Annotated in this window: 1 pseudogene; it reads right to left on the minus strand. The window is 57.7% G+C overall.

Going from position 1 to position 855, the window contains the following annotated elements:
- Positions 1-781, minus strand: a pseudogene (locus Q4Q11_RS31920) (IS5 family transposase); the annotation flags it as partial.
- Positions 782-855 lie beyond the last annotated feature (74 nt).

Below are 855 nucleotides of genomic sequence, written 5' to 3' on the forward strand. Positions count from 1 at the left end.
TAGGTGATGTTGACAAAGTATGGCAACCAGATCTTGGCGGCGGCGATAGCCAGGAAAGCAGCGTATGATGTTTTGGTTTTGTCGTAGCGCGTGGCAATGCGACGGAACTGCTTCATTTTGTTGAACATGCGTTCGATGCGGTTGCGATCCTTGTAAGCGCGGTAGTCGCAAGGTGGCGGGTTCCTCCGGGTTGATCGCGGCGGAATGATCGGACGAGTGCCATGCAACAGAAGTTCCTCGCGGATGGCGTCCGCATCGTATCCCTTATCGGCAAGCATGCGGCGAGGCCGACCCACCGGCAGCGCGAGCAGGCCAGGAACGGCGCTATAATCGGAGGCTTCGCCGCCTGTCAGGATAAAGCCAAGAGGGCGTCCTTGACCGTCCGCGCGGGCGTGGACTTTCGTCGTAAAGCCGCCGCGTGATCGACCAAAAGCCTCCTTATGAGTCCCCCCCTTGCGCCGGCAGCCTGTGAATGGCCCCGGACTGTCGTGCTGTCGATCATATGCTGCCAATCGTCTGTCAGGCCCAGCTCGACGAGCGTCTCGAGCAAGGCATCCCAGACGCCTTGCTCGGCCCAACGTCGGAAACGAACGTAAACTGAATTCCACTTGCCGTATCGCTCATGCATATCGCGCCACGGACACCCGACGCGCAGCACGTGAAGCATCCCGTTCAAAAAGCACCGATTATCATGCAACGGGCGCGACTTGCGTCCGCGTTCCCTCGGTAAAAGTGGCTCGATGATCCGCCACTCTGCATCGCTCAAATCGCCACGTGCCAAAACTGCCTCCTAAAAGGTAGCCTTGAATCAGACCAAAGCTGATTTGTGAACCAACTTTGTCAACATCGCCTAAT

It is taken from the genome of Rhizobium sp. UFLA01-1127 (genome assembly GCF_059803845.1).